The following is a 20,631-nucleotide window of genomic DNA, read 5'->3' on the forward strand; positions in this document are numbered from 1 at the left end:
CCATGAAAAACATCAAACCCGAATGCCTTCCGGTGGATAAAAAACGCCGCCAGCTGATGAAATGGCTCGCTATCACCGGCGGCGTATCCACCCTTGGCGGCATGATCCCGACGTCCGTTTTTGCAGCCGACGATGACGAAATCCGTATTGGTTACTGGCCGATTGTCGGCGGTTTACCGCTGTATGTGGCGCTGGAACAGGGCTTTTTTAAAGAAGCCGGGCTGAATGTGAAAGGCGTTAAATTCGCCAGCGCCCAGCAAATTGTCGAAGGGATGATCACCGGCAGGATCCACGGCTGCGCCAACGGTACGGCAACCGGCGCGCTGGGACTGGGGGCGATCACCTCACCGGGTCTGTTCAAAATTATCTGTTCTAACCCGTCAAACCATAAGCTGGTGCTGGATGAATTCCTGGTGCCGCTGAACAGCACGGCAAAAGCGATCAGTGACCTGAAAGGTAAGAAAATCGCCTGCGGACCGGGGATCCAGAACGTCACTATGGCAAAGATCATTCTGGAGAAAAATGGTTTCACTAATCCTTCAGTGATCGAACTGCCGGTGGGACAACATGTGCCTGCGCTGGCCGCCGGACAAATTGACGGCGTGTATACGCTCGAACCGACCGGCACTGTCGGGCGAATGAAAAACCTTTCCCGCACGCTGGAAACCGGCGTGATTTCGAAATACGTGCTCGGCAACGCCGACGCCCCGTGGTTCGGCGGCGCGGCGGCACTGAACGCCAGTTTTATCGCTGAGAAACCGGAACAAACCAAAAAGTTTATTGCCGCTTATCAGAAAGCGGTGGACTTCATTGCAGCTCACCCTGATAAAGCGCGCGAAAACGTCGCCGGTTACACCAGCATTGAACCGGCGCTGGTGAAGGAAGTGCCGCTGCCGGGTTTTGTGATGTACCCGGATTTGAAAGGCGACAACCTGCAATGGTTCCAGAAGTTTTATGACGTATTTACCGAAAGAAAAATCTTCAGCAAGCCGGTGGATGTCGCCTCGCTGATTTATCAGGGATAAGGAGAAACAGGATGACATCACGCTGGTCTTCAAGGTTACTGCCGCTGGTCGGCCCGGTACTGCTGTTTTTATTCTGGCAACTGGCCGTCAGCGCGAAATGGCTCAATCCGGTGCTTCTGCCCTCGCCCGTCGAGACAATCGGCTACATGTTCCAGTCGTTTTCGGATGCGTCCATGCGCACCGACATCGGCGCAACCCTTTACCGCACGCTGGTGTCCTTTGCTTTTGCCGCGGTGACTGGCGTGCCGCTCGGCGTCATTTTAGGCAGTAACGAAAAGGTCTACCGCAGCCTGGAATTCCTGATCGACTTCTTCCGTTCAACACCTTCCTCAGCGCTTATCCCGCTGTTTATGTTGATTTTCGGTATCACAGATGCCAACAAAATCGCTATCGCCGCCTTTGCCGCCGTGCTGGTCATCCTGTTCAACAGCGCCTACGGCGTGATGAATGCCAGGAAAACCCGCCTGATGGCGGCCAGGGTCATGGGCATTTCCCGCTGGCATATTTTCAAAGACATCATGCTGATGGAAAGCCTGGCGCAAACTTTTGTTGGCCTGCGTACCGGCGTGTCGATTGCGCTGGTGATCGTGATCGTCGCCGAAATGTTTATCGGCTCCGAAACCGGCCTCGGCCACCGGATCATCGATGCCCAGCAGGTGTTCAATATCAAAGACATGTACGCCTCGATCCTGATCACCGGCGCGCTGGGTTATCTGCTTAATCTGGCCTTTTTGCTGATCGAGAAAAAAACCGTCCACTGGAGTAGCAAAGCATGACGCAACCTCTCTCGCTTAACCCGGATTATAAAGGCCCCCAGTTGCCGCAATACGCCACCCGCCCCGACACACATGTGACGATCCGCGGACTGAGCAAGGCATTTGCCGGACAGCCGCTGTACACCGATCTCAATCTGGATTTACCGCGCGGCAAAATTGTGTCGATCTTCGGCCCGAATGGCTGCGGGAAATCGACCTTAATGAATATGATCGCCGGGCTGATCCCGGTCGATATTGGCGACATTCTGTTTGACGGCAAAACGCTGGCACAGACCACCATCGGCTATGTGTTTCAGAACTACCGCGATGCGCTGTTTCCGTGGATGAGCGCGCGTGCCAACATCGCCTACCCCCTGATCCGCCACGGCATGAACAAAGCGGATGTGAATGCGCGGGTGGAGGAACTGACACAAATGTTTGATATCCGCTTTGACCTGAAACGCTATCCGTATGAGCTTTCCGGCGGCCAGCAGCAAACCGTGTGTATCATGCGGGCGCTGGCAACGCGGCCAGAAGTGATGTTCCTTGACGAACCCTTCTCGGCGCTGGATTTCGAGATGACGTTGTTTATCCGCGATAAATTGCAGGAAGTGCAACTGGCGACCGGCGTCACCATGCTGATTGTGTCGCATGATCTGGAAGATGCCGTGTTTCTGGCGGATGAGATTTTACTGCTGACACGGCGGCCAACGCAGATTGCCGAAATTGTACCGTTCGACCTGCCGCGTCCTCGCGCGTCGGAAATCATGAGCCATCCGGAATTTATCCGCGTGAAGGCGCATACCCTGGAAGTGTTTAAGCGGGAGATGGCGCTTTAGCTGGCGACAGGATCAGGGGCGCAAACTCTGCGCCCCTGAAGATTGATTAAGAAATTACAACGCAAAACGTGATTGCGGCCACAGCCAGGCAGCGCCGCGTACCCCGCTCGAATCTCCGTGAACGGCTTTGAGGATCGGCGTTTCACATTCCCCGCCGAACACCCATTGTTTAATCAGCAGCGGCACCGTCTGATACAAACGATCCACGTTACTCATGCCGCCCCCCAAGACAATCACATCCGGGTCGAGGATATTCACCACGTTCGCCAGCGCCTTGGCCAGACGGCGTTCATAGCGCCCGAGCGCCTGCTCTGCGGTTTCGTCCCCCTGCTCCACCAGTGCAATAATTTCTGCGCCTTTGAGCCGCTGGCCGGACAAACGGAAGTAGTCTTCTGCAAAACCGGTGCCGGAAACAAAGGTTTCGACGCAGCCTGATTTCCCGCAATAGCACGGCACCTCACGGGCAAACTGAATTTCTTCATCATCCGGCCACGGCAGCGGGTTATGTCCCCATTCCCCGGCATTGCCATTGCCGCCCGCATGCGCCGCGCCGTGCAGCGCAACACCCGAGCCGCAGCCGGTGCCGATAATCACGGCAAATACGGTCTGACGGCCCGCGCCCGCGCCGTCAGTGGCTTCTGACACCGCCAGGCAATTGGCATCGTTGGCAATATGCACTTCGCGTTTTAACAGCAGCGCCAGATCCTCATCCAGTTGTTGTCCGTTCAGCCAGACCGAGTTGGAATTTTTTACCTTGCCGGTAAAGGGCGACAATGTGCCGGGGATCCCCAGCCCCACGCTGCCGCGCTGACCGGTGGCTTTTTCGGCGTCCAGCACCAGCCCCTCAATCGCCTTGAGTGTACGCTCGTAATCGTTTCTCGGCGTATCGACCCGTTTGCGGAACAGCTCTTTACCTTCACCAGATAACGCAATGACTTCTATTTTTGTGCCGCCTAAATCAATGCCAATTCGCACGTGTTGTTCTCCTTTTACACTTTGCAGGGTCAGTTTTTTTGAGTTTATTCAGTTTAGAAGCCAGACGCGACTGTCACCAGAATAAGCTGTTATGCAATGTTACAGGGTGCGGCGATTTCTTAACGACGACTGACGCTCAATTGGTTATCATGCCGCCCTGCATTCATTTATTCAGCGTACCACGAGTGCGCCGGGACAGGGATAACGCCATGTTATGGTTTAAGAATTTGTTGGTTTACCGTTTGAGCCGTGAAGTTTCGTTATCTGCTGACGAAATGGAAAAACAGCTCAGTGCTTTCACCTTTACCCCGTGCGGCAGCCAGGATATGGCGAAAACCGGCTGGGTCTCACCGATGGGTTCTCACGGTGGTGACGCCCTGACGCATGTCAACGGCGGTCAGATCCTGATCTGCGCCCGTAAAGAAGAAAAAATTCTGCCTTCTCCGGTGATCAAACAGGAGCTACAGGCCAAAATTGAACAGCTCGAAGGTGAACAACACCGCAAGCTGAAGAAAACCGAAAAAGATTCCCTGAAAGATGAAGTGTTGCACAGCCTGATGCCGCGCGCCTTCAGCCGTTTCAGTCAGACTTTCATGTGGATTGATACCGTTAACGGTCTGATCATGGTTGATGCCGCCAGTGCCAAGAAAGCGGAAGACATGCTGGCGCTGCTGCGTAAAAGTCTCGGTTCGCTGCCGGTGGTACCGCTGACCATGGAAAGCCCGATCGAACTGACGCTGACCGAATGGGTGCGTTCAGGCGATACCCCGGCTGGTTTTGCGTTGCAGGATGAAGCTGAGCTGAAAGCAATTCTGGAAGAAGGCGGCGTGATCCGCTGTAAGAAACAGGCGCTGGTCAGCGATGAAATTGCCACTCATATTGAGAATGGCAAACTGGTGACCAAGCTGGCAGTGGACTGGCAGGAACGCATTGCGATGATGCTGGCGGACGATGGCAGCATTAAGCGCCTGAAATTCAGCGACGTCATTCGTGATCAAAACGAAGATATCGACCGCGAAGATTTCGCTGGCCGTTTTGATGCCGATTTCGTGCTGATGACCGGTGAACTGGCGGCGCTAATTCAGAACCTGATCGAAGCCTTAGGCGGCGAAGCGCAGCGTTAATCTCTCACCCTGCAAAAATAAGAAAAGGCGCTCATTGGCGCCTTTCTTGTTTCGACCGTGTCTGAATAACTATTTCGTTAAATACTTACAGAGATACGACGTGGTCTCACCGACCTGTAAGTTGAATTCACTTTTACCCGGAATGTAGAACGTTTCGCCTGGCTTAAACACCTGCCAGTCCGGCGATCCCGGGATCAGCACTTTCAGTGAGCCGCTGATCACCGTCATTTCTTCCGGCTTTGCAGTGCCGAAAGTGTATTCACCGACGGCCATCACGCCCACACTGGCTGAACCCGTACTTTCGCTGTCGAAACCAATCGACTTCACTTTCCCGTCAAAATACTCATTATTTTTCAACATAGATTGGCCCTTTGCGATAAATTTCAGAGCCTTCATATTAGGGGGAGAAAGCGTCTTCTGTCACTGATTATTACGGCTTTATCCGCACGAGACGACACCGCCCGCAAAGCGATAGCGCTGATTTGATTTTACCGTCACACAGTGCCATTGTGGGTAGCTGTTCGCCCCGCCAGTCGTACCTTCAAACCACCAGTTCCGCCGCCAGCTTCGCCATCAGGACATTCGGTAACAACACCGGAATATTCAGATGCTTTTTCAGCACATCGGCGTGATGACGGTTAAAGCCGATGCAATCGAGCACCACGACTTCCGCCCCCTGTTCAGCCAGTTGCATCGCGGCTTGTGTCAGCGCCTCATCGTCAGAAAGATACGGGCTGGCAACAGCAAAACACGGCGCTTTAGCTAATTTGCGCCATTTGTTCGCCTGTTCAACCACCTGCGATTCAACCGGCACCACAATACCCGCACGATGCTGGCCAACCATTGCGCCGATCAACGGTGGAATAATGCGGTCAGGTTCCAGCAACAGCGCATTGTTAGCCTGCAGGTGATGAAACTGGCCGGTGCAAAGCAGCAGAATGGTCATGCAACCCAGCGCTTCCAGTAACGCGATTTTTTCCTGTAATCCTCGCTCCACACGGTGCGCAGCCATCGTGACCTGCGAACCATCAAGCAGGCGGGTGACCAGTACCGCCTCGCCCTCTGCGGCAGCATAGCGCTGTTCAATTTGCTCCGTACTTAACCCGTCGAGTAAGCCCACATGGGTGACAGACCCGGCTGGCAGATGTGCCATCAGCAGCGACATAATATCGCTGCGTGGCGCCTGTCCGATTGTTAACGTCGCAAGGGATGTCATCATCGTGTTACTTCCGGTTTTGCAGGTGGCGCAAGCTTCCGTACAGCGACAACAGGAGTTGATATTCATCGGCATCAAAAAACTGACAGGTGCCGCGGCCAAACTCTTTCGCGACTTCAACGGCAAATTTTGCCGCCAGCGCGATATCCACTTCATGACTTGCCCCGGTGCCACAACCCGGTACAACCGATTCCGCCGTAATAGCCACACCGACCACCGGTACGGTAGTCGCCGTTGACGGTTGCAGAATACTGTTCAGATGATGCACGCCGTTGCCGTAAGGCGTGATGTCCTGCGTGGTAATCGGGAAAGTGACCGCCGGTTTGCCGCTGGTCATTTCCATGATGCGCAGTAAATCTTCAGAAACACGCAGGATGTAACCCTCTTTCACCGTCGGCGAAATCGCGTATCCCTTGTGACTGATGATGCGGTTGCCTTTGGTGGTGTCGATAGACAGGATGGCATCGACGCCGTCCACCACTTCATTATCATTCATGGTCACGTCATCAATCGGCGAATCCATGAAATCGACCGGATCATGCGGGCGGGTCGGTGCGTTCGGGCAAATATGGGTAGTGATAATCACGTCGCCGTCGAGCACATCGCCCTTGCGCTGCATGTCAGCCAGCTTGAGTGCGCTGCTGACAGCGGCAATCGCACCATCGCCATCAGAGACCAGACCGATACGCGTCGGACGCGCACCAATCCCGCCAAGACGGCCGATAATCCCGAGCGTTGGCGCTGTGCCGCCACGGCTTTTCCCCTGGCTGCCCGGCACGGTGATACGCACAAAATCGGTGCCGCCTTTCGGGCCGTCAGCGCGGTGGGTGCTGGCGGTGATGCCCGGATAGCGGGCGAACAAGTCCACAATGTCCTGGCCGCTGACATAGGCGCTGTCAATCAGTTCGAATACCGTTAATGTCTGTTGCAAACTCATCACAAAGTCCTCTTAAAACATCGCGACCGGCGTATGTCACGCAGTAGCCAAAACGGTCGCGGGTGCTGTTCATCGTGGAACAGTCAGGTGTTTAATGCTGGCTGAACATCAGCCCTGGTGTTGGTGCGGTACTCGTTATTTTTTGGCACTGAAAATCGAGGTGAAGAAGCTGTAAAGTGCATCACCGGCAATAAAGCCTGCCGCCAGCACTTCCATTGGCGTACGCCCTTTTTCACCCCAGATTCGGATAATGATAATGCGCAGCACGATGCCGCAGACTACGGCCCATCCGGCCATCACGCTGTTGATCAGCAAACCGGTCGCCAGCAGCACGCCAAGCTGGCGTTTCGGGCCGCCAATCAGCTGAATCAATGCGCCCGGAATCGCCCAGATCAGCAGGCTGTGCGCAATGCCCGGCTGGGCACCGGCCTGAATAGTTTTGGCATAAACCCGCGCGACCGGCGGTACTAAATCCTGGGCGAAGTAACCGTAATGGGCGTACCACACAACGGGAATGGCGATGATAAATGCCAGCAATGCAGCGAATAACTGGATGCGGCGGCCATAGAGTTCAGCCTGCAAATCTTTGCCATAACCGCGCAAAATGAATCCGGCTTTCAGGTCAAAGCCCATATCGGCAAATGCCGGGCCGGTAGCCGCAGTAAAGCCGGTCAGTACGCACAACGCCAGTGGCGGGAAGCCGAGCAGAATGCCGATAATTAAGGTAATCAGCGCCACGGCAAAGGCAGGGAACCAGCCGGAATGCATCGCGGCAATCCCGACAATCAGCTCATGGAAGAAAGCAGCAAAGGCAGCGTAAATCACGAACGCGATCAGCATGCCGACCGACATTTCACTGTACAGCCCGCCTGCCAGCGCCAGCAGTGCAGCAATAGCAATATAACCGAATGCGCCCAGACCGAGCGCTTTACGCACCTCTTTCGCCGGTTGGGTAAACGTGGCTTTGGCGTCGGCGTTTTTAGCGCGCACCACCTGAATCACCTGCAGCAACGACACCAGCCCCGCGCCAACCATCATGCCGTGCGGAATATACAGCGCGTTAAGATCCAGCCCGGCGACCGGCTGCGCATAAGCGCGGATCAGCAAGCCGATACCAAACATACTGAGCGCCCAGATATTGCCGATAAATGCCGTACCGAAAGCCGCCATCGGGATTTTAAGCATCGCGCCCCCCAGCCCGACAACCACACCCGCGACCAGCAGCCAGGCCTGACGGCCGCCGTTATCACCCGCTTTGATGGCTTCAGCCGCCGCAACACCCGGTGGCCAGGCATTGCTGGCAGGGAACACTTTGGTGTCGAACAGACGGTAAAGCAGATAGGCATCGAGCAACATCGCTGCGGCTACGCCGGTAAACATCGGCATGATCAGTTGCGGCTGCCCCATGACATAAGGGATAGCGATCGGCATCAGCAAACTGTTTGCCGCGCCAAAGGTCGCAGAAGAAATAACGGTTTGCGCCAGATTCTGCGTATGAACAGAACGGTAGCGGTGAAAAGCCTGCATCGGAATGCGCGCCAGTAGCATGGCAAACAGCGCGCCGATAATCGACGTATTTGGCGTAACGCCTAACGTGGTAATCAGTTGAACACCGATGATTGCGCCTAAAACAGACAGCAAAATCATCACGATGAGCGTGCCAATATCCTTTAGCGGATTTTCCTTATTATGTTTTGCAGGTTGATCTGACATAAGGCCCCTGGTGTTGAGCAAGTATTTCACATAGCAAATAATCCGGGTCCGTTATAGGTCATTATCCTGACGGCTACATTGCCGTTTTAGATAAATGCCAATACTCATCACCCAATTTTTCGGCGATTTGCCGGGTTACAGCAATCAGCCCTTCTTTTATGCCTTGCGGAATTTCTTTCCCCGGCGCGGGCGAAGGGAAAGATAAACATAATCCGACGGTCTCATTACGGTGCTTATTAAAAATACTGGTGGCTAAGGTACTTATTCCCAATAACGTTTCGTTGCTGGCAAATGACACACCGTGCTGCCGGACTTCCGCCAGCCGGGATAACAGAATCTCCCTGCTTGCCGGCGAATTAGCAGAATTCACCTGATATTTGTCGCTGTAGCGTGCCAGAACTTCATCATCGGTATATCGTGCCAAAATCGCGCGCCCGATGGCTGTTTCATGCGCGGGCAACAGGCTTCCGGCCGGAGTGACCACTTGCAGATACGTTCTGCCCGGAAACATGCGCATGACCATGATGTCGCGCCCTTCCAGCATGGAGATATAGCCGGTGCATTGCGTCAGCTGGCTGAGTTGCGCCATATAAGGCGACGCTAAATCGACCAGCGGAGCCGATAAATAATGGCTGGAAACAGCCAGTAATAATCGTCCGATTCGGTACAAACGGCTGTCAGGATCACGTTCGAGCAGCCCTTCTGTTTCCATCGTCATCAGCAAACGGGAAACCGTACTTTTCGGTAATTTTAAATCTTCGACCACATCACTGAATGACAAACCCGGATGTCCCTGCCGGACTCCTTGTTTTGAAAATAATTTCAGTACCGCAGCCGCATTTTCTAATGTGGTCATAAAGGAGTGAGTTCCGGTATATGGAACAGGGTTCCTGTTAAGTTAAATAAAAAGTAAAGCTGATACGTGTCAGCGTCAAGTCGTTTATTTTTCATGCAGAACACATAAGGAAAATTAATATGCTTAAAGAAATTCTTAAAGCCATTATATTGAGGGGCAGGGAAATTGAATGCCGGATATTAATGAGGTGAAGCACGTAAAACACAGCAGATTATCGTGATTAAATATTACGCAAAATATAAAGGGCGATGCAGGTTTCGACGAGAATAATGGTGACTGACCAGATAGCCGGCATCGCTTTGGCGTGCTGACTGAAGAACGACTTCAGGGCTTTCATCATGGGTTCCGTTGAAAAGCGTTAATGTAATCACATAAGTTATTATTTTACCCCCACATATACACCAGTACAATACTTGTACTGACGTGATCCCCGTCACATGAAGTGGCCCATTTTGTTTACACCGTTCTCTCATGCGGCTTTGAGTCACAACGTACAGGCATAAAAAAACGAGCCACCCGGGCTCGTTTTGTCAGACGAAGAGGAATTCAGCGCACCATTGGCAGCGCCAGCGCGTCCATAATCAGGTTCACGACAGTCTGCGGCTCCTGCGTTCCGTCAACAACATGATGGGCGGCCTCCTGATAAAGCGCCTCGCGCTCATTCAGTACTTCCATCATTTCTTCAGTAATCGGTTTGCCCGTCAATGTCGGGCGCTGATCTTCCAGCGGCGTATCTTCCAGACGATTTGCCAGGGTTGATGCCGGGGAACGCAGATAAATGACAGTACCGTTTTCACACATAAAGTCGCGATTTTCCTGGGACAACACCACGCCGCCACCTGTGGCAACTACGGTCAGTGGCGAGCAGATGGCTTTGAGTGTCTCAGTTTCACGGCGGCGAAAGCCTTCCCAGCCTTCGCGCTCAACAATATCTGCCACGCTGAGGCCAGAAGTGCACAGCAACGCCAGATCGGTATCGACAAATTTGTAGCCCAGCGTTTTAGCCAGAGCACTGCCCACCGTCGTTTTACCTGCACCGCGCGCGCCGACCATGAAAATGGTTTGTGTCATTACCGCTATCCTTTATTCCCCGGGAGCCGTTAGCCCGCCTGATGAAAATCCATCATCAATATGAAGTGTGTGTGTCAAAAATGGGTCATTGTACTGGTCTGCCGGTGTACTCGCCAAATAGTACAACAAAAAAGCCTCACTGGCAGATTTTTGTCACCTGCCGGTGAAGCTTCTGTAGCGTTTTATTTACGCCATTAAGGGCATCATACTTAAAAATCCTTGCTGCGCAATGGCCTGCAATAAGCTTTGCGAGCCCTATCCGCTAAGTGACTGTATCAGCGAGGTTTACAGATATACACCAGGGCGGGCGGAAAATTCTTCACCACGCGGATTTTTTTCCAGGTGAAATAGCGTGATAACAACTTCTCTGACAGCTGGCTGTACTGGAATAAAACCAGCACGCCGTCTTTTTCTTTCAGCTGTTGCCGTGTGGACTGCAAAATCCGGATGCTGGTACGCAGAGGCATCGACAACAGCGGCAGACAGGAAAACACAGCGTCATACTGCGTGCTCATATGCTCGGCAGAATGCGCCATCACCTGCAAACGGCTATCTTTCATCTGATTAAGCTTACGCACAAACGCGGGCTGGATTTCAAAAGCCTCAAGCCTGGCATCTGCCCGCATCCGGCTCAGAATGCGGCGTGTCAGAACGCCGTCTGCCGCGCCCAGCTCGGCGATATCCAGCGATGTCGTCCAGTCAATCTGGCTGAGCATTGCATGGCACAACCACGGCGATGAGGGCATAAGCGTGCCCATGGTGCGTGGTGAAGTAATAAAATTCTGCAAATAAAAAAACTGATTCTGAATCGAAATCCCGGTGTTCTTAATCGTCATTTTTGCGGCATTCAACATTCAAACGTCCTCCTGAGGATATAGACCCTTATATCACTTTTAAATTCTTAAGAAATGATTATTAAGGGAAAAAATCGGCAGAAAGATTCATATGAAATAAATCCCATGAGATGATTCTCAAAATAAATATTATTAGCGAAAGAGTAAAAGGAATAAAAAGGCCAATGTCAGCTGACATTGGCCTTCTCAACTCCTCTAACGCCACTGAGGCGAATAAGAATCAGACGAATCAAACTTTCCGTTTAAATATCTGTTTCTTATTTATACAACTCAACGCTGGCACGGGTCAGACTTGAATCCCCCGGGGTGTCTGCCCCGATCACACGGTAATGGCTCGCACCTTTGTCGGTGGCAATCTGGTTAAGCTGGTCGTGCAGGCTGCCCGGCACGGTACTGGACGCACTGACCGACACCGTGCCCAGTGACTGGTAGTTACCGCTTTGCGCCTGCATTTCAGAGATAGGCGTTGCAGCCAGGGCTGAGAATGAAGCAACGGTAATAGCAACAGCTGTGATTGCAGGTAACAGTTTCATATTACGCACCTTTCTTTCGTTAGTTTCGTTAATTAATGGAGCGGAAGCAATCCGTTGAATTAATTATCTGCGAAGCAATGAAAGCGGACGTAATCGAATGTAAAGAATTTCAACCATTGTGGTAAAAATAAGGAGGCAATGAAAATAAACATTTCAGATAGCGTAAACGATGGAGAATTAACGATATTTAATGGAGAAAGTATGAAGAGTTTTCAAAGTTATTTATAACCCGGACAACATTCGCACAAATCGACGCTGGCATGCAATCACTGTTATGATTATTTTGTATGAATTTTCTGTGGCTGTGATCGCCTGCACTGTCAGGGCTACAGAGTTCGGGTTCCCGCGTGCGCGGAGAACATTGGCATAATGATAAAAGGGAGTATTTATGGCGGGTGGTAGTCTTCTGGCCTTAATCGATGACATCGCATCGATTCTTGATGATGTGGCGGCAATGAGTAAAGTCGCTGCGAAAAAAACAGCCAGCGTGCTGGGCGATGATCTGGCGCTGAATGCACAACAGGTTACGGGAGTGAAAGCCGATCGCGAATTGCCGATCGTCTGGGCGGTCGCCAAAGGCTCAATGATCAACAAAGCCATTCTGGTTCCGCTGGCTTTACTGATCAGTGCGTTTATCCCCTGGGCCGTCACCCCGTTGCTGATGATTGGCGGTGCGTATCTGTGTTACGAGGGTTTCGAAAAAATCGCCCATAAACTCATGCCGGGCGAGCATCATGAAGAAGAAAAACCGGCAGCCACCGAAATAAAAACAGAAGCAGATGCCAAAAATCACGAAAAAGATAAGATCAAAGGCGCGGTGCGCACCGACTTTATTCTTTCGGCTGAAATCATTGTGATCTCGCTCGGTATTGTCTCATCAGCGCCCTTCCTTAATCAGGTCACCGTAATGGTGCTGATTGCGGTGGCAATGACTGTCGGTGTTTACGGGCTGGTGGGCGCGATTGTCAAAATTGACGACGCCGGTTTGTACCTGAGCAAACTAAACGGTGAAAGCAGCATCATGAACGGTGTACGCGCCTTTGGCCGCGGCATCGTGAATCTCGCCCCCTGGCTGATGAAAGCCCTGTCGGTTGTGGGGACTGTGGCGATGTTCCTGGTCGGTGGCAGCATTATCAGCCACGGTCTGCCGTTTATGCACAGCCTGATTGAGCCCCTGATGCACGGGCACCAAAGCTGGGTGAATACGCTGATTACCGGTGCCACTGATTTAGTCGTCGGTCTGGTGGTAGGTGCCGCCGTGCTGGTGCTGGCAATGATTGGAAAGAAAGTATTGGGCAAGAAACAATAAAGCCGAAACTCTGCGCCCTTCCTGCGGGGGAAGGGCGCAACTTACTGCTTTTGTCTTCAGTTTTTCCTGGCCACCAGCATCATGATATCGCTGGTGAACGTACCGTCAGGCTGGATCTCAAAATGTTTTACCACCTCATCCGACATCTTTTTTTGCAGCTCGCGGATAGCGACGGCGAAATGTTCCGGTGTGCGCATGCGGGCGATCCAACTGGTGAACTCCAGCGGCAGACGGTCAGTCGTCACTTCACAGGCAATCAGCCCGGCTTCAGCCGCCATGTTCAACCATTCTCCTGGTGAATAGTTGCAAACATGCGAGGTGTCGCGCAGCACTTCGACGGTTTGCAGATAAATATTCAGCAACGGATGCCCCGGCGAAACCACATCCATCATGATAAATTTACCGCCCGGCTTCAGCACACGCGCCACTTCACGCAGCGCCTGTCCGACATCATGCCAGTGATGTGCGGAATAGCGGCTGATAATCACATCCGCGCTGTGGTCGTCGAACGGCAGCGATTCCGCCACGCCCTGTTGCACGGTGATATTCGTCAGTTGCTTATCCCGGGCAGCCTGCGTGACCACGTCCAGCATCTGCGCCGACAAATCATAGGCAATGACATTTTTAACCACACCTGCTGCGACAAAACTGGCGTGCCCCGCGCCACAACCCAGATCAATCACCTGCGCATGCGGAAAGGGTGCCAGCAGCGTCGCCAGACGTTGTAAATCCGCCCCCTGCGAGTGCACGGCGCTGGTCAGATAATCCTGCGCCTGTGAACCAAACTGCTTATCGACCGCCTGACTGTGGGTATTTTTTGTGTTCATCATTGCTCCTGTCTGTCTTGTTTTTGTAATGAGAATGCGGGTTTCAAATGACCTCAAAATCACTATAGGCATTGTTGTATACGGGTACAATATGAGCATTTATACTGGTATCAATTACACCCTGTTTAAGTGAATGTGATGATTGATAACGCAGAATCGCTCAGCGGACCGAAAGCGCTGGGCATGTTTTTACGTACTCACCGCGAACGTGTCACGCCTGAAATGGTCGGGCTTCCCGGTTCTTCACGCCGCAGAACCAGCGGTTTGCGCCGTGAAGAACTGGCACAAATCAGCGGGATCAGCGCAACGTGGTATACGTGGATTGAGCAGGGCCGTGATGTATCCATTTCCGCCGCCACGCTCGACAGCCTGGCAAAAGCGTTACGGCTGGAGCCCGCCGCGCGCGAGTATTTATTCAGTTTAGCCTCGGTTAAAGATCCGCAGGCGTTGCCCTCCTCCGGCGCGCCGGACGACAGCCTGAAAGATTGCGTGAATCAGCTGACCTGCCCCGGCTATCTGCTCGACAGTGGCTGGAATGTGCTGGCGTGGAATCCGCAAGCCGGGGCGTTGTTCAGTGGCTGGCTGGGCGTGGATGAACATCCTAATCTGCTGGATTTTATGTTCCTGCATCCGCTGGCCCGCGAACTGGTCACCAACTGGCCGGAACGCGCTAAACGCGTGGTGGCGGAGTTTCGTGCTGAGACCAGTCATTACGCCCATTCTGAAGCGGTCCGCCAGTCGGTGATAAACCTGCGGGAGCGCAGCCACGAATTCAATCAGTGGTGGTCGCAGCAGGAAGTGCTGGCGCGCGAAGGGGGTGAACGGCGTTTCCATCATCCGCTTCAGGGCGAAATCTGTTACCGGCAGCAGACATTTTTTCCTGCCGGATATGCAGAATGTAAACTGGTGATCCTGGTACCGGAAACGTAAAAACCGCTAGCGGGCAGTCTGCTGTTTTTTCTCGTTTAATGGGCGTTCTCACCAATTGACATACAGATGCCGGATATGTGAGGCTGACTTTTTCGGTTTGCTAAATAATTGGTTTCCTCCATGACAGGATAACGCTCATGATGACACGCCAGATTTATCAGGATGAAGAGTTCGAAATTCGTGTAGCGACTGAGCTTGAGGCCGTCACACATTTTGCGGCAGTTAAAGCCTCCGTGAAGGATATTGGCGCATGGGAATCCTGGTGCACTGAGAAATATTCGCCTGAAGACAGCCGGAAATATCTGGCTGACAGCGAGCAGAAACGCCATCGCGGGACAGAATTCAATTTCTGTGTATTTGAACGTACAGGCGGTCAGCTGATTGGCAGCGTGGGCATCAACCGCATCATCCCGGAGTATAAATTCGCCAATCTCGGTTACTGGATCCGTACCGGTTATACCGGTCGCGGGCTGGCGACGCTGGCAGCCAGAACGGCGGCGCGCTTTGCATTTACCGCACTGGAGCTGACCCGTCTGGAAATCGTGGTGATGGAAGGCAACGACCGCAGCCGCCGGGTGGCGGAAAAAACGGGCGCGATATCAGAAGGCCTGCACCGCAACCGGCTTTATTATCACGGTCAGCCGCGTGATGCCTGGATGTATTCCCTGATCCCGGGCGATCTCTGAGACTGGCTTCACAAAAAAGATAAGGCAACAGAACATGACTTTTTCTACCCATACCGTATCTACCGACTGGCTGGCGAAGAATCTGAACTCACCGGACGTGGTCATTATCGATTGTCGTAAATCCAAGCCGGGCATTACACCCCCTATCGATTTCCACGCAAAATATCTCGAAACGCACATTCCCAACGCGATTTATGTGGAAGTCGACAGCATCTCTGATTGCACTACCGGCCTGCCACACATGATGCCGACAGCGGAAGAATTCGCTGCGTCGATGAGCCGTTTAGGCGTAGCCGATACGCAAACCATCGTACTGTATGACGAAGGCGATTTGTTCTCTGCGCCGCGCGTCTGGTGGATGCTGACCAGCTTTGGTGCCAAAAGTGTACGCGTGCTGGATGGCGGGCTGAATGCGTGGATGGCCGAAGGTAAACCGACACAAAGCGGCGAGCACACCCGCGTGCCCACGACCTTTAATGCCAGACTGGTGCGTCCGGTGGTGGTCAGTGCTGAGCAGGTTAAAGATGCCATCGGCAAGGTACAAATCATTGACGCACGCTCCCTGGCACGCTTTAAAGCCGAGGCACCGGAACCGCGTCCGGGGCTGCACGGCGGCCATATTCCCGGCAGCCTGAGTGTTCCGTTTACCGAACTGACACACGACGGGCACCTGAAATCGCCACAAGATTTGAAGGCAACGTTTGAACGTCTGGGCGTGGATCTGAATAAACCGGTGATCACCAGTTGCGGGTCAGGTGTTACCGCCGCGGCACTGGCCTTCGGGCTGGATTCTCTGGGGGTAAAAGACGTGCTGCTGTATGACGGTTCATGGGCTGAATGGGGCGATATTAACGAAGATTTTCCGATCGAAACGCACTGATACCCTGATGCAGGTAAACGACAACCGGGCACGATGCCCGGTTTTTTTATGCTGTTTTTTGGCATACCGGCATCAGATCACTGACACCAAATGTCTGTGCTAACGCTTTCATCTGACTGATCATGCGGTAAGCCTGACGCGGCACTTCGGTGAATTCTTCAATAAGTAAGGGCTCACTGACCGGCTCATGCGCGATATCGCGTAACGCCTGTCGCAAAATCGCCAGATCTTGCGAAGAGGTCTGCGGGGAGGTAATCAACGGTAAACCCGGCACAGCGGCAGTTTGTCCGATCACCGCCAGTCCGCTGAGGATGTGGGGTTCGCTACGACGCAGGAGTTCCAGCGTCACGCAATCAATCGCGGCAAGATCGGCAAGATTCTGCTGAACGTAATGAAGCGATTCGCGGTGACTGCCGGTGGCCGTCGCCTGTGAGAAGAATCTCCCGTCTTTCGCCAGCGGCGCAACCAGCGCACGCAGGCTGTTATAACCTGACTGGGAATCGGTGCTGTTAAACGCCAGCCGCCGGTGGCGGAAACCGGCCAGATGTAATCCTGCGTCTTCTTCACGCACCAGCAAAAAGCTGCGGTAGCGGAAACCCTCGCAGCCGGGGGCCCGGTAACTGAATGTGCCGACCAGTTGAACCTGCGGCAAACTTTCCATCAGCGGAAAACCGCAGGTCTGGCTGAGCAGCAAATCCGGGGCCTGCCAGTGGCAGAACAAATCCTGCGGCCAGTTCAGCGCGTCCGGCGTGGAGACGAGGCCAAGTTGCTTCAGTTTTTGGCGTAATACCCCGGCGAAGGCTTCCACATCGGCGGGAGAAATCGCATACATCGGCAAAGACATCAGCATCACATGGCCACTCCGTCAGGGGATTTCCTGCTGATAATCATAGCCGCTGCGCCCGGATTGCGCCGGAGATTTCCCGGCGGCAAAAGGATGTGCTTCGACCTCAACGGGTGTCCGCGTGTGGTCGCGGAACCACTGCCGGTAACCGTAGACCACAAAACCCTCGCTGCGCTGAATATACGCCTCGCGGTCGGCAACATAGACCTGGCGCAACGCATACCACGGCACGCCGGGCAAATCATGATGCACCAGATGATAATTCAGATTCAGAAACAGCAAACGCCACACAAAACCGGCTTCATTCAGCGTCGATCGGGCCTGCGGCGAGTGCTCTGCGCGGTGTTCAAAGAAAGAACGGACTTTGGTCAGACTCAGCGCCGGATAACTCACTGCCAGAACAAAATACAGCGGCGATAACCCGCGTTGCGCCATCCAGCTGAACAGGAGCATCAGCAATAAACCCTGTATCAGCCACATACTCACCGTGCGCCACTCACCGCGCAATACAGCCATTAGCGCGCCGTTCAGCGTACTGACAATATCCAGCAACGGGCCGATGAGCATTCTTCCCGGCAAGGTATTGCGCAGACGGACAACAGCTTTCATTGCAGGCGACAGCTCTCCCCAACGGGCACGGCTGAAATAATAAGCTTCAGGATCGTCACCGGGCAGCGTCAGATGTTCATTGCGGTGATGTTGCAGATGCGTATCGCGATACAGGCCATAGGGAAACCAGACCGCCAGCGGCAGTGTGCCGAACAGCTGATTCAGCCAGGGTTTGCGGGTCGGATGCCCGTGGATAAGTTCATGTTGCAGCGACATATACCAGGCGGTGAACCAGATAAGCCACGGCGTCCCGAGCCACGGACCCAGATCGCGCCAGAAGAACACACCGGCAAACCAGCCGCTGTAGACCGCGACAATCAGCAGCCAGGTGGGCACTTCCAGCCGCCACCAGGCATGGCGCGAGCGGAGGGTAATTTCGGCCCGCTGGCGGGCGCTGAGGTAAAACGAAGAGGACGCCATAATGTGCCAGAGTCAGAAACCTTTGGCACATTATCGGGCAACGGAGGGGGACCGCTAACTAACTTAAAACACTATCTATTGCCAGTTAGCGGCTAACGGACTCAGCCCTGCAGATCTTTTTGCAGCGCCTGAGTAAACTGTTCCATCGGGCAGAAACCCTGCTTGTCGGTGGTACATCCTTCGATTTGCAGCGTGACGCGTTCCGGAGGATTTTTCAGGCTCAGCGCCACATTGTTGCGGATCTGACGGGCAGTCGGATAAACATATTCAATTTTCATCAGATCCTTATCCGCTTTCTTGTCATGCCAGCGCTGGAAAACTACCGTGCCGCTGATAGGCGTGCGTTCGTACTGCCCCGGCAACCGGTAATCCTGCGTTTTCAGAGCGGCAAGCAGTGAAGCGATATTCGAATCATGCCCGACCAGCACCGCCAGTTTTGCCTGTTGTGCGGTTTTCTGATCGGCTGTTGAAGTCAGCTTCGGATCGAGCGCACCGGCGATAAAGGTCAGCAACGGTTTAGCCGCGTTGGCAGCAATCGCTGGCGAACCGAACAGCGTTTCATGATACAGATTTTTGATGGCTTCCAGCTTCGTCCATTGGTCTGGCGTATCAATTTTTCCCCAGGCGATATCCTTCATCGGGAAACCTTCGTAATACTGCAACATGAACGCGTCGGTCGCGCCGGTGGCCATCCGCAGCGGGCCGGTAATGCCTGGTTCTTTGCCCTGCGTCAGCACCACGTCCGACGGCTGCGAAGCCAGATCGCACTGTTGTTTCTCTTTGCAGATTTTACTGTTTTTATAATCGAGAATGCTTTCCAGCAACTGGTAATTCGGCCTGAGACGCTGATTCAACCCCGACAGACCGCCCTCACCGGCATGCTGATTAATGGAATTCAGGGCGCCGGTTTTGAAGGTGTCGTTCACCTCTGCGGTAATAATCGGGTTAAATACCGGATCCATTTTGCCGATTTCTACGCGGTTAAGCACCGGGACCTCACAGCCGGGGAAAGCGCCGCTGGTGAAGTGTTTCGCGGTATCAATGGTGCGCGGCAAACTGTTGGCATAGGTAAAGACCTGCGCATTTTCAGGGCATCCGGCGGCAGGCAACAGTTTGTCTTTCGCCAGCCAGGCGCGGAAATAATGCCCCATATGTTCGGAAACCTGACCGCCTTTCGGCGTCAGCAGACCGCCTTCGGTTTTCCATACCGGCCAGGTATGCGTCGTTGATTCGGCAAGCACATCGCCATAATTGACCAGCGGTGCGCGGATACCGTGGCGGCTGAGCACCAGAACCTGTTGCAGTTCTAAATTATCGGACTGGGCGGCCTGAGCGGCGGGTAAAGAAAGAGGTAAAACGCAGGCAAGTGCAGACAAGGCAAGATAACGGGATGCTTTTTTCACGAGTGATCCTCTTGATGAAGTGTTTTGTAGATTCCCTGAAAACAAAAAACACCGCAGGAGCCAACAGATTGATTCCTGCGGTGAATTTTTAGCATAGTGGAATATTCATCAGAAGTGGGGGATCAGGTTCACAACCTGTGTCCGGGCTTTGTTCAGTCACAAAGAAAGCGGATCAGAACTGATAACGCAGCCATGCAAAGAACACATTGCCGTTGTTGTAGGTTCCCGGAATATATGTCGCCTGGAAGGTCAGTTTGTTATAGCCGACGGAAGCCAGCGGTAAAACAATCGGGATAGGAATATATTTATAGTCGTCACGCGCCGTCACCGCGGCGGTATACCCCAGACCTAATCGGAAGTTTTTATCCTCTGCAGTGGTCCATATTTTTTCCCAGCCGTAACCGCCGATAGGTTCCCATTTATTATGGGAGTCTTTAAACGCCATAAAATAGATGCCATTCCAGTTACCTTTTTCATCGTACCGGGAAATACCATAGCCTCCGCCCCACGGACGTTCGTTATATTTATCGGTTTTCTCTTTATCGTAGGTCAGACGGTTATGCCAGGTGATCACCGGCAGATACAGATCCTGCGACTGAGGTTCACTCCAGGTGGTTGACACCTTCTCTGTAAACGACGACCAGATACCGGGAAGGATGGATTCTTTGTGCACCTTGTTAGGATCGCTGACGGGATTCCCTCCGTTACTGGCGGCAAAAGCTGGAATACAAAAAGACAGTGAAATAGTGAGACTTAAGTCTCTGATTAATTTTTTATAAAACATCTTTTCAAACAACTCCCTGACGTAATGTTTTTATTATACCT

At 53.1% G+C, this 20,631-nt stretch carries 22 protein-coding genes; 8 read left to right on the top strand and 14 right to left on the bottom strand.

What is annotated here, in order from left to right; genetic code table 11:
• The first annotated feature begins 2 nt into the window (after positions 1 to 2).
• The 3 genes from RAHAQ2_RS16760 to RAHAQ2_RS16770 are packed head-to-tail and all read left to right on the top strand — an operon-like array spanning position 3 to position 2,619.
• Positions 3 to 1,025, top strand: coding sequence for an ABC transporter substrate-binding protein (locus RAHAQ2_RS16760; protein ID WP_015698357.1), 1,023 nt, complete (start codon positions 3 to 5; stop codon positions 1,023 to 1,025).
• An 11-nt stretch (positions 1,026 to 1,036) separates the two neighbouring features.
• A complete protein-coding gene (locus tag RAHAQ2_RS16765; RefSeq protein ID WP_015698358.1) occupies positions 1,037 to 1,801 on the top strand; it encodes an ABC transporter permease in 765 nt (254 codons plus the stop codon).
• On the top strand, positions 1,798 to 2,619 hold the full coding sequence (locus tag RAHAQ2_RS16770) for an ABC transporter ATP-binding protein (RefSeq protein WP_015698359.1): 822 nt from the start codon (positions 1,798 to 1,800) through the stop codon (positions 2,617 to 2,619). The genes RAHAQ2_RS16765 and RAHAQ2_RS16770 overlap by 4 nt, the downstream gene beginning before the upstream one ends.
• Positions 2,620 to 2,673: 54 nt before the next feature.
• On the opposite strand, the gene mak is transcribed toward RAHAQ2_RS16770, so the two are convergent.
• On the bottom strand, positions 2,674 to 3,594 hold the full coding sequence (gene mak, locus RAHAQ2_RS16775; protein ID WP_015698360.1) for a fructokinase: 921 nt from the start codon (positions 3,592 to 3,594) through the stop codon (positions 2,674 to 2,676).
• A 209-nt stretch (positions 3,595 to 3,803) separates the two neighbouring features.
• On the opposite strand from mak, the gene rdgC reads away from it, so the two are divergent.
• Entirely contained in the window at positions 3,804 to 4,718 is a 915-nt protein-coding gene (gene rdgC / locus RAHAQ2_RS16780; protein ID WP_015698361.1) for a recombination-associated protein RdgC, read from the top strand.
• A gap of 69 nt (positions 4,719 to 4,787) precedes the next feature.
• On the opposite strand, the gene ppnP is transcribed toward rdgC, so the two are convergent.
• The 8 genes from ppnP to RAHAQ2_RS16820 all read right to left on the bottom strand — a co-directional run bounded on the left by ppnP (position 4,788) and on the right by RAHAQ2_RS16820 (position 11,898).
• Positions 4,788 to 5,078, bottom strand: coding sequence for a pyrimidine/purine nucleoside phosphorylase (ppnP, locus tag RAHAQ2_RS16785; RefSeq protein ID WP_013576688.1), 291 nt, complete (start codon positions 5,076 to 5,078; stop codon positions 4,788 to 4,790).
• Between the two features lie 181 nt (positions 5,079 to 5,259).
• Positions 5,260 to 5,937, bottom strand: coding sequence for an AroM family protein (locus RAHAQ2_RS16790; protein ID WP_015698362.1), 678 nt, complete (start codon positions 5,935 to 5,937; stop codon positions 5,260 to 5,262).
• Between the two features lie 4 nt (positions 5,938 to 5,941).
• Positions 5,942 to 6,871 (bottom strand): DUF1177 domain-containing protein, encoded by a 930-nt coding sequence (locus RAHAQ2_RS16795; RefSeq protein ID WP_015698363.1) that lies wholly within the window; start codon positions 6,869 to 6,871, stop codon positions 5,942 to 5,944.
• A gap of 135 nt (positions 6,872 to 7,006) precedes the next feature.
• Positions 7,007 to 8,584, bottom strand: a complete 1,578-nt coding sequence (locus tag RAHAQ2_RS16800) for an OPT/YSL family transporter (protein ID WP_015698364.1) — start codon at positions 8,582 to 8,584, stop codon at positions 7,007 to 7,009.
• Positions 8,585 to 8,657: 73 nt separating this feature from the next.
• Positions 8,658 to 9,440, bottom strand: coding sequence for an IclR family transcriptional regulator (locus RAHAQ2_RS16805; protein WP_015698365.1), 783 nt, complete (start codon positions 9,438 to 9,440; stop codon positions 8,658 to 8,660).
• A gap of 546 nt (positions 9,441 to 9,986) precedes the next feature.
• On the bottom strand, positions 9,987 to 10,511 hold the full coding sequence (gene aroL / locus RAHAQ2_RS16810) for a shikimate kinase AroL (RefSeq protein ID WP_015698367.1): 525 nt from the start codon (positions 10,509 to 10,511) through the stop codon (positions 9,987 to 9,989).
• Positions 10,512 to 10,786: 275 nt separating this feature from the next.
• Positions 10,787 to 11,365 carry a class I SAM-dependent methyltransferase gene (locus tag RAHAQ2_RS16815; RefSeq protein WP_015698368.1) on the bottom strand — a complete coding sequence of 193 codons (579 nt, stop codon included), beginning with the start codon at positions 11,363 to 11,365 and terminating at the stop codon, positions 10,787 to 10,789.
• Between the two features lie 257 nt (positions 11,366 to 11,622).
• The gene (locus tag RAHAQ2_RS16820) at positions 11,623 to 11,898 is read right to left on the bottom strand and encodes a YdgH/BhsA/McbA family protein (RefSeq protein WP_015698370.1); all 276 of its coding nucleotides are present in this window, start codon (positions 11,896 to 11,898) and stop codon (positions 11,623 to 11,625) included.
• Between the two features lie 388 nt (positions 11,899 to 12,286).
• On the opposite strand from RAHAQ2_RS16820, the gene RAHAQ2_RS16825 reads away from it, so the two are divergent.
• Entirely contained in the window at positions 12,287 to 13,207 is a 921-nt protein-coding gene (locus RAHAQ2_RS16825; protein ID WP_015698371.1) for a DUF808 domain-containing protein, read from the top strand.
• Between the two features lie 56 nt (positions 13,208 to 13,263).
• On the opposite strand, the gene RAHAQ2_RS16830 is transcribed toward RAHAQ2_RS16825, so the two are convergent.
• A complete protein-coding gene (locus RAHAQ2_RS16830) occupies positions 13,264 to 14,034 on the bottom strand; it encodes a class I SAM-dependent methyltransferase (RefSeq protein WP_015698372.1) in 771 nt (256 codons plus the stop codon).
• 138 nt (positions 14,035 to 14,172) lie between these two features.
• On the opposite strand from RAHAQ2_RS16830, the gene RAHAQ2_RS16835 reads away from it, so the two are divergent.
• The 3 genes from RAHAQ2_RS16835 (at position 14,173) to sseA (ending at position 16,530) form a co-directional block, all read left to right on the top strand.
• Positions 14,173 to 14,964 (top strand): helix-turn-helix transcriptional regulator, encoded by a 792-nt coding sequence (locus RAHAQ2_RS16835; protein ID WP_015698373.1) that lies wholly within the window; start codon positions 14,173 to 14,175, stop codon positions 14,962 to 14,964.
• A gap of 137 nt (positions 14,965 to 15,101) precedes the next feature.
• A complete protein-coding gene (locus tag RAHAQ2_RS16840; RefSeq protein WP_015698374.1) occupies positions 15,102 to 15,650 on the top strand; it encodes a GNAT family N-acetyltransferase in 549 nt (182 codons plus the stop codon).
• A 34-nt stretch (positions 15,651 to 15,684) separates the two neighbouring features.
• Positions 15,685 to 16,530 (top strand): 3-mercaptopyruvate sulfurtransferase, encoded by an 846-nt coding sequence (gene sseA, locus RAHAQ2_RS16845; RefSeq protein ID WP_015698375.1) that lies wholly within the window; start codon positions 15,685 to 15,687, stop codon positions 16,528 to 16,530.
• Between the two features lie 46 nt (positions 16,531 to 16,576).
• Here the strand turns inward: sseA and RAHAQ2_RS16850 are convergent, their stop codons facing one another.
• The 4 genes from RAHAQ2_RS16850 to pagP form a co-directional block, all read right to left on the bottom strand.
• A complete protein-coding gene (locus RAHAQ2_RS16850; RefSeq protein ID WP_015698376.1) occupies positions 16,577 to 17,380 on the bottom strand; it encodes a phosphate/phosphite/phosphonate ABC transporter substrate-binding protein in 804 nt (267 codons plus the stop codon).
• 15 nt (positions 17,381 to 17,395) lie between these two features.
• Positions 17,396 to 18,403, bottom strand: a complete 1,008-nt coding sequence (locus RAHAQ2_RS16855; RefSeq protein ID WP_015698377.1) for a fatty acid desaturase — start codon at positions 18,401 to 18,403, stop codon at positions 17,396 to 17,398.
• 101 nt (positions 18,404 to 18,504) lie between these two features.
• On the bottom strand, positions 18,505 to 19,806 hold the full coding sequence (gene agp, locus RAHAQ2_RS16860; protein ID WP_015698378.1) for a bifunctional glucose-1-phosphatase/inositol phosphatase: 1,302 nt from the start codon (positions 19,804 to 19,806) through the stop codon (positions 18,505 to 18,507).
• Positions 19,807 to 19,978: 172 nt separating this feature from the next.
• On the bottom strand, positions 19,979 to 20,590 hold the full coding sequence (gene pagP, locus RAHAQ2_RS16865) for a lipid IV(A) palmitoyltransferase PagP (protein ID WP_015698379.1): 612 nt from the start codon (positions 20,588 to 20,590) through the stop codon (positions 19,979 to 19,981).
• Positions 20,591 to 20,631: the final 41 nt, after the last annotated feature.

It is taken from the genome of Rahnella aquatilis CIP 78.65 = ATCC 33071, from assembly GCF_000241955.1.
GTDB classification, from domain to species: domain Bacteria; phylum Pseudomonadota; class Gammaproteobacteria; order Enterobacterales; family Enterobacteriaceae; genus Rahnella; species Rahnella aquatilis.